This is a genomic window from Gemmatimonas sp., assembly GCF_044376735.1.
Lineage (GTDB): Bacteria > Gemmatimonadota > Gemmatimonadetes > Gemmatimonadales > Gemmatimonadaceae > Gemmatimonas.
On sequence record NZ_JBILKJ010000132.1, the window covers coordinates 1 to 7533 of the forward strand.

The 7533-nt window shown below is 67.1% G+C and carries 7 protein-coding genes; all 7 read right to left on the reverse strand.

Annotated features, from left to right (window positions below; genetic code table 11):
• A partial coding sequence (locus tag ACIRA7_RS13420) for an amidohydrolase (protein ID WP_396221354.1) occupies window positions 1-1032 on the reverse strand: 1032 nt, incomplete at its 3' end.
• A 26-nt stretch (window positions 1033-1058) separates the two neighbouring features.
• Window positions 1059-2534 (reverse strand): aldo/keto reductase, encoded by a 1476-nt coding sequence (locus tag ACIRA7_RS13425; RefSeq protein ID WP_396221355.1) that lies wholly within the window; start codon window positions 2532-2534, stop codon window positions 1059-1061.
• The gene (locus ACIRA7_RS13430; protein ID WP_396221356.1) at window positions 2535-4022 is read right to left on the reverse strand and encodes an APC family permease; all 1488 of its coding nucleotides are present in this window, start codon (window positions 4020-4022) and stop codon (window positions 2535-2537) included.
• The gene (locus tag ACIRA7_RS13435) at window positions 4019-4525 is read right to left on the reverse strand and encodes a hypothetical protein (protein ID WP_396221357.1); all 507 of its coding nucleotides are present in this window, start codon (window positions 4523-4525) and stop codon (window positions 4019-4021) included. The genes ACIRA7_RS13430 and ACIRA7_RS13435 overlap by 4 nt, the downstream gene beginning before the upstream one ends.
• Before the next feature lie 101 nt (window positions 4526-4626).
• Window positions 4627-4953, reverse strand: coding sequence for a hypothetical protein (locus ACIRA7_RS13440; RefSeq protein ID WP_396221358.1), 327 nt, complete (start codon window positions 4951-4953; stop codon window positions 4627-4629).
• Window positions 4954-5031: 78 nt separating this feature from the next.
• Window positions 5032-5166 (reverse strand): cbb3-type cytochrome oxidase assembly protein CcoS, encoded by a 135-nt coding sequence (ccoS, locus tag ACIRA7_RS13445; RefSeq protein WP_396221359.1) that lies wholly within the window; start codon window positions 5164-5166, stop codon window positions 5032-5034.
• A partial coding sequence (locus ACIRA7_RS13450; RefSeq protein WP_396221360.1) for a heavy metal translocating P-type ATPase occupies window positions 5163-7533 on the reverse strand: 2371 nt, incomplete at its 5' end. The genes ACIRA7_RS13450 and ccoS, both read right to left, overlap by 4 nt.

The window sequence follows — 7533 nt, forward strand, 5'->3', positions numbered from 1 at the left end:
CAATCCGCCGATCGACAGCGTGACGCGTGCGGTCGCACCGCCGGACGTCGCGATGTCTTCCACGGTACGCTTCACGCGCGCGTGAATGTCCTTGCGCATGTCGGGGTCGAAGGTGCGGATGGTGCCAATCATCACCACGCTGTCGGGAATGATGTTGCCGCGGTTGCCGCCCTGAATCATGCCGATCGTGATGACCGCCGGGGCCGACGTGACATCGATCTGGCGGCTGGCTACCGTCTGCAGTCCCATCACGATCTGCGCGGCGATCACGATCGGATCGACCCCCGACCACGGCGCCGAGCCGTGCGTCTGCCGGCCCTTCACCACGATGTCGATCTGATCGGCGGCGGCCATGAAGCCGCCGGCACGCGTGCTCAGCGATCCCAGCGCCGACGGCCACACATGCAATCCGAAGATCGCGGAGGGGCGCGGGTTCTGCAGTGCGCCGTCGGCGATCATTGCCTCGGCGCCACCGAGTCCTTCCTCGGCGGGCTGGAAAATGAACTTCACCGTGCCGGGAATGCGCTCCTTCATGCCGGCCAGCACCTCGGCGGTGCCCATCATGATCGCCACATGATTGTCATGACCGCAGGCGTGCATTACGCCCACTTCCTGACCGTTGTACATCGTGCGGACCTTGCTCTTGAAGGGCAGGTCCACCAACTCGGTCACAGGGAGCGCATCCATGTCGGCGCGCAGCGCGACCACTGGCCCCGGCTTCCCACCACGCAGGATGCCGATCACGCCGGTCTTGCCCACGTTCGGCTGCACCTCGAGGCCAAGGGCGCGCAGATGTTTCTCCACTAACGCGGCCGTGCGCGTTTCCTGATTCGACAGTTCAGGGTGCTCGTGAATGTCGCGACGCCACGCGACGACTTTGGGCATCACGGCCGTCATGCGCGTCTCGATTTCGGCCGCCAGCGGATCGGCGGCTTTGCCCTGCGCAGCAGCGGGTGAGGCGGAGAGCGAGAGTGCGGCGCACGCCACGAGCGCGGCGGCCATCGGCGAATGGGAACGGAGACGGAACGTCATGACAGCGATCTCGGAGGGAAGGAGGTTCAGGATTCGGCGATGATCGCATCGGCCAGGATTGCGTCCGCTTCGATTTCCACCAGATACTCGGCGCCTACGAGCCGCGCTTCCACCAGCGTGTTCGCCGGCAGGATGTGGCCGAAGCGTTCGCCATGGGCGCGCGCGACCGGCTCCCAATGCGCCACGTTGGACACGAACACGCGGGTGCGGACCACGTCTTCCAACGTGCCGCCCAGCGATTGAATGGCGCCGGCAATCTTGTCGATGGCGAAGTGTGCCTGCGCGGCCGCGTCGGTCCCGCCGATCAGGCGATCGCCGTGGGTCGCGGTGGTACCAGACACGCTGATCGACTGGCCTTTGCGCACGGCGCGGCTATAGCCAGCCATTGGCTCCCACACGGTGCCGCTGAGCGCGAGCGTGCGTCCGTTCACGCCGGGGCGTGTGGTGAACGGCGCGGGGAACTGCGATACATGATGGCTGAGGTCACCACTGGCCGTGAGATACGGCGCGTGGCGGTACTCATCGCCACAGTCGCCGGGAATCGCCGTGAGCGCCGACTGCGCCTCGGCGATGGCGCGGTGATCGCTCTCGTCGAGTGTGAAGGTGAATAGCTTGGCCGTGTCGGCCACATGCGCCGACTGGCCGAGCCGCGCACCAACAATCACGCCGGCCACGCCGGACTGGTCGAGCACCCACTTGCTGGCCACGGCGGCAATCGAGACGCCGTGCTTCTTCGCCACGGTGTGCGCCGCGCGCAGCACGCCCTGAAACGGCGCCCAGCCGCCGGCAGCGCGAATGAACCGGCCGTACTTCATCTGCGACCAGGTGCTCAGCGCGTCCCAGTCGGGTTCGGCCGCGCCAAGCCAGCGATCGCTGAGGAATCCGCCCAGCAGGGTGCCGTAGCAGAGCAGCCCGACGCCGTGCGCCAACGCGTACGGCGCCAGCTTCGTGGTAAAGCGCGTGTCGAGCAGCGATCCACTCACCTGATTGCTGGCGATGCGAATGCCGCTGGCCACGGCCACGCGCAGATGCGCGGTATCGACATTCGTGAGGCCGATCGCGCCGATGCGTCCGGCATCGCGCTCCGCTTCCAGATACCACAAGGCATCGAGCCAGCGCGGGTCGGCGAAGGTCCACGCGTGAAATTGGAGCACATCGATGCGGTCCGTGCGTAGTCGCGCGCAGGCGCGATCGATGGCCGCGCGCACATCGGCCGGTGTGACAGGGCCGGGCTCGGGTACCCACTTGGTGAGGCACTGCACCGGTGCACCGGGGCGAACCTGCTGCCGGAAGAGTCCCGCCACTTCTTCGGCCGACCCGTAGTGATCGGCCATGTCGAACGTCGTGAAGCCATGCTCCGCGTACTCGGCCATGGCGTGCGCGGCCGCCTCGCGATCGAACACGCGGCCATCGCGCTCCATGTCGGCCAATTGCCACAGGCCGGTGAGAACACGGGAGATCTCGAGACCGGGGGCGAGCGGATAACGGGGAATCGTTGTCATCTATTCAGGAGGAAGTACGGAGGTGATCGCGTTCAGGTCGCCGCCGCGGCGAGCCAGGGCGCGCGTTTCGCGCCAGTAGATCGCGCTGCCGATGATCATCACGATGACCCAGACGGGCGTGGAGCGCGCGTACCAAACAGCCACATCGGTATGCAGGTCACGCCAGGTGTGCACCACCAGCAGCACGGACAACAACACGACGGCCGTGCTGGCCACCGCGACCTGCACCGCGCGCGACGGGAGCACGCGCATAGCCTGCGCCAACGCGGGATTGCGCGACGGGAGTCGCAGCACCGACAGCGCCATGATGATGAAGTTCACCAGCATGGCAGTGACCAGAATGTCGACGCCGAGAAAAAAGTCGCCGGCGAAGTGACCGCCGAAGATGCCGATGGTGGCCAGCACCGCCGATACGAACAGCGCCACGTGCGGCGTGCCGTATCGGGTGTGCACGACGGCAAGTCCTTGCGGAAAGACTCCGTCTTCCGCCCACGCGAAGCAGAGGCGCGACACGCCCAGCAGCATGCCGGGCAGGTCGTTGATGAGCGAGACCGCTGCGCCCGACACCATGATGATGGCCACGAGCGGCGACGTGAGCGGCGACAGCAGCCCCGGGGCCGTGACATCGCGCACGCGACTCTCGGCGGCGACATGCCACCACGGCACCGTGTGATACACGGCGGCGGTGAACAGGAAGTAGAACGCGCCGACGATCACGATGGTGAGTCCGATCGCCAGCGGAATCGAGCGCGAGGGGTTCTTCGCTTCGCCACCGGCCTGCGCGATCGCATCGAAGCCGATGAAGCTCGAGAACAGGATCGCCGCCGCCGGTGGCACGACGAGCCAGAACGAGGCGCGCGCCGGCTCCGGTGGCAGCGCGCGCTGTTGCGACGCGAGCAGTTCCGCGTAGTCGGCCGGCGCATGCGAGAATCCGGTGACGATCACCAGGCCGCCGCAGACGAACATGATCAGCATGAGCGGGAGGAGCGTATTCGCCACCGCACGCACACCACGCAGGTTCACGAACACGAACGTCCACAGGAAGGCGAGTGCGAGGGCCAGTCGCAGCGGGCGCTGATCGAGTGCGGCGGCCACCGTGGTCCACTGCGCCGCTGCGGCGATGTCGCGCAGAAACGGGGGAATGACATACGACACCACGCCGATCGCGATGCACAGACCGAACCATTGCGAGAAGCTGGCGAGAAAGCCGGCGTAGGGGCCGATTGCGCGGCTGGCGTACACGTACGATCCGCCGGCGCGCGGCATGGCGCTGCCGAGCATCGCGTAGCACAGCGCGGCCAGCACCGCCGGGACCGCCGCGAGAGCGTAGGCCACGAGTACCCAGTCGCCGACACCGGGCACGGTGCGCTGGAGCGCGAAGGGCACGATGTTGATGCCGGCTCCCACCATCGAGCAGATGCCGGTGGAGGCGAGGGCAATCACGCCGAGCTCGCGACGAAGCCCGGTAGGGCGCGACGGCGCCGTCACTGCGGGTTCGTCAGTTCGCGACCGCCTCGGAAGGCGCGCACACCACGTGCGGTGTCGTTGAGCAGGAGCAGAGCGTCCGGTCGTCCGTATTGTCGCATGAGATCGTGCATCAGAGGGGCGTCGTCATCCCACGGGTAGCCGAACACGACGTCGAAGTCGTCGAGGGCGCGACCGAGCTGGAGATAGCCCGATGGTCCGTCTCCGATGGTCTCGGACGCGCCGTCGCCGCCAAGCCGCCGGTAGCCGGTGGGGAGAAAGCTACCGGTCACGAATTGTGCCCGTGAGTCGAAACGGGCGGCCAAGGCGCGGGCGGTGGTCACCAACGCGGCATCCAGTTCGATGCCGTAGGCCTCGAACCCCACGATGTCGGCCATGATGGCGATGACGCCGGTGGCCGATCCCCATTCGAGAAAGCGGGCCCCGGGGGCACGGTGCGCGATCAGGGCTCGTCGAACCGCGTCGTAATCGGCGGCGATGAAGGAATGGAAGTATCGGTCGCGCACGTTGTGCTCGAACCGCTCCCAGATGCTCCACCCCTCGGCGCAGATCGCATCCAGCCGCGCCTCACGCGCGGTATCGTTGGCAGCGTTCAGCGGGTGACCGGCTATTCGAGACCCGCGCGCTTGTCGGTATCGACGGCGTGCGTCCGCACCGTTTGCATGATACGAGCCATGTCGGTTTCGCAGCGGTCTCGCTCTTCAGGGGTCCACAGCTCGACATTCGCGGCGGCGCGGATGGAGGCGAGCATCTCGTCCACCAATTCGCGTAGCCGCGGATTGTGACGGCGCTCCGGAACGTCCCGGTGGGAACTCGTCTCGGCATTACTCATGCTGGTAATGTTGCGCGGGAAGGTCGCTCGCGCCACCACGGTGTCGAACGTGTGACGTCCGCCCCGACGCGGCGCTGCGATGAGCTTGGCGAGCTCGGCCATTTCGCCGTCGGCATCGGAGCGTCGCTTCCCTCGCCGCCCACACGTTCGCCCCCACCGTTACCCTGTCCGCCCACGTGGTCAGTCGTGGAGCACCCGAACCGCCGGCGTCTCCAGGTCATCGTATTGCCCGCTTTGGGCGCTCCAGACGAACGCCAGCACCGCACCACCGACGATGATCAGGGCCAGCGGCAGAACCAGATAGATGACACTCATGAGACCGACTCCGGGGTCGTGGATCGTGCAAAGGTGGTGCCGTACCACGAGCCCAGAACGACGGTGATCGAGCTCGTCGGCATGAGGATCGCGGCGATGAGCGGGGTCAGCAGGCCGAACACGGCCAGGGTGGCTCCGATGAGGTTGTACCCGATCGACAGCGCGATGCTGCGCCGAATCACGTGTAACGTGCGACGCGAGCCTTCCGTGAGTTCGACCAGCGCGCCGAGTCCGGGGCGTGTGAGGTAGATGTCGGCGGTTGCGAGACAGGCTTCGGCGCCACCGTGGACGCCGATACCAACATGGGCGGCGGCGATGGCGGCGGCGTCGTTCACGCCATCCCCTACCATGACGACGGTGCGTTCGGAGGTGGCCTTCAGCTGCTCGACAAACGCGAGTTTGTCCTCGGGCGAGGCGGCGCCGATGGCATCGTGCGCGGGGAAGGTGAGCGCTCGACCCACCGACGCCACCACGTCCGGCGCATCACCACTCAGCATCACCGTGCGCCACCCGCGCGCTCGCAACAGCCGCAGCGATTCGAGCGCGTCGTCCCGAACGCGGTCGCCGAGGCCTGCGATCGCCACGAGCACCCCATCGATCGCGATGTGAACGGGCGTCAGTGTACGATCGAGGTCGTCCATCACCCGTCCGATCGTCGGGTCGACTGACACGACCGATTCCCGCACGAATCGCGGCGATCCGATGCGCACCACGCGGCCATCGACCGTGCCTTCGAGGCCGCCACCGGCGATGTGCCGCGAGGCGGACACCAGAGCGACGGGTAGTCCGGGCCACGCGCGGCGGAAGCCGTCGGCGAGAGGATGGGAGGACCCCTCCTCCAGCGCCAACACCAGTGGCTTGACCCAGTCGGGACCATGCCACGCGGCAAGCGCGGTGCGTCCTTCGGTGATCGTGCCGGTCTTGTCGAGCACGAGGATACCCGGCGCGGCCAACAGCTCGAGCGCATCGCCGCCCTTGATCAACATGCCGCGACGCGCGGCGCGACCGACCGCCACCGTGATGGCCAGCGGCGTGGCCAGGGCGAGCGCGCAGGGGCAGGTCACGATCAGCAGCGCGATGGCATCATCGAGCGCATGCGCCGGCGACAACTGTAGCTTGATCACGAATGTCGTCGCTGCCGCGATGAGCACGACGGCCGTAAAGATGCCGGCCATGCGATTGGCCGTCTGCACGATGGGGGCGCGTCGCTTGGCGCTGTCTTCCACCTGTCGCATGAGCTTGGCGATGCGACTCGTTTCACCGGCCTGCTCGACCTGCACGCGCAGCGGCGACTCTACGTTGAGCGTGCCGGCGTATACCATCTGCCCCACGCTTACCGAGGTCGGACGCGATTCGCCCGTGAGCAGCGCGGCATTCACACTCGAGTGCCCTCGTGTCACGACGCCGTCGGCGGGGAACGACTCGCCCGCCCGCACATCCAACAGCATGCCCGGCAGCAGTGCCTCGCTGGGGATATCACGCAGGGTCTCCTTCCCCACCTCCCGCTCGACGATGCGGGCGGTGCTCGGCGCGATCGCATGCAGCTCTTCGGCGGCATCGACGGCCATGCGCTGACCGCGCTGCTGCAGGAAACGTCCCACGAGCAGGGCGAAAATCAGCAGGGCCAACCCGTCGAAGTAGATCGGACCGGTATCGGTGATCGTATTCATGGCGCCGCGAATGAATCCGGCGGCGAGCGCGATCGCGATCGGCAGGTCCATGTGCAACGCGCGGGTGCGCAGCGACGCCCAGGCGCCGGTGAAGAATACGCGACCCGGCCAGATGAACGCCGGTACGGTGATCGCAAAACTCACCCACCGGAAGAACCGCGTAAGGCTGGCGTCCATGGTGTTCAGTTCGCCGGCGTAGAGCGCCAAGGCCGCGAGCATGACGTTGATCGCAATGGCACCAGCGATGCCGATGCGCACGAGCATCGCGCGATCTTCGCGCTTGCGCATGTCGGCACGCGCCACGCCGCGAAACGGATGCGGCGGATAGCCGAGGGTGTCGAGCGACTGCGCAATCCGCGACAACGGCACCGTGGAAATGTCCCACTCGATCACCGCCAACGACCGTCGGACATCGAGCTCGGCCCGCATCACACCGGGCACGAGCAGCGGCACGCGCTCCACCAGCCAGACACACGACGCACAGTGCACGCCCTCGAGATAGAGCTCGGTGCGCGACAGGCCGCTGGGCCCCGCCGTGATGTACAGGTTGGCGAAGGCGGGATGATCGAACTCGTCGTAGCGGCGACCCGAGGCCCGCACGGGCGCTTCGCGACGTTCAGCAAAGCCGTAATACGAATCGAGCCCGTGCGCATGCAGGATGCCGAAGGCCGTGTGGCAGCCGCTGCAGCAGAACTGC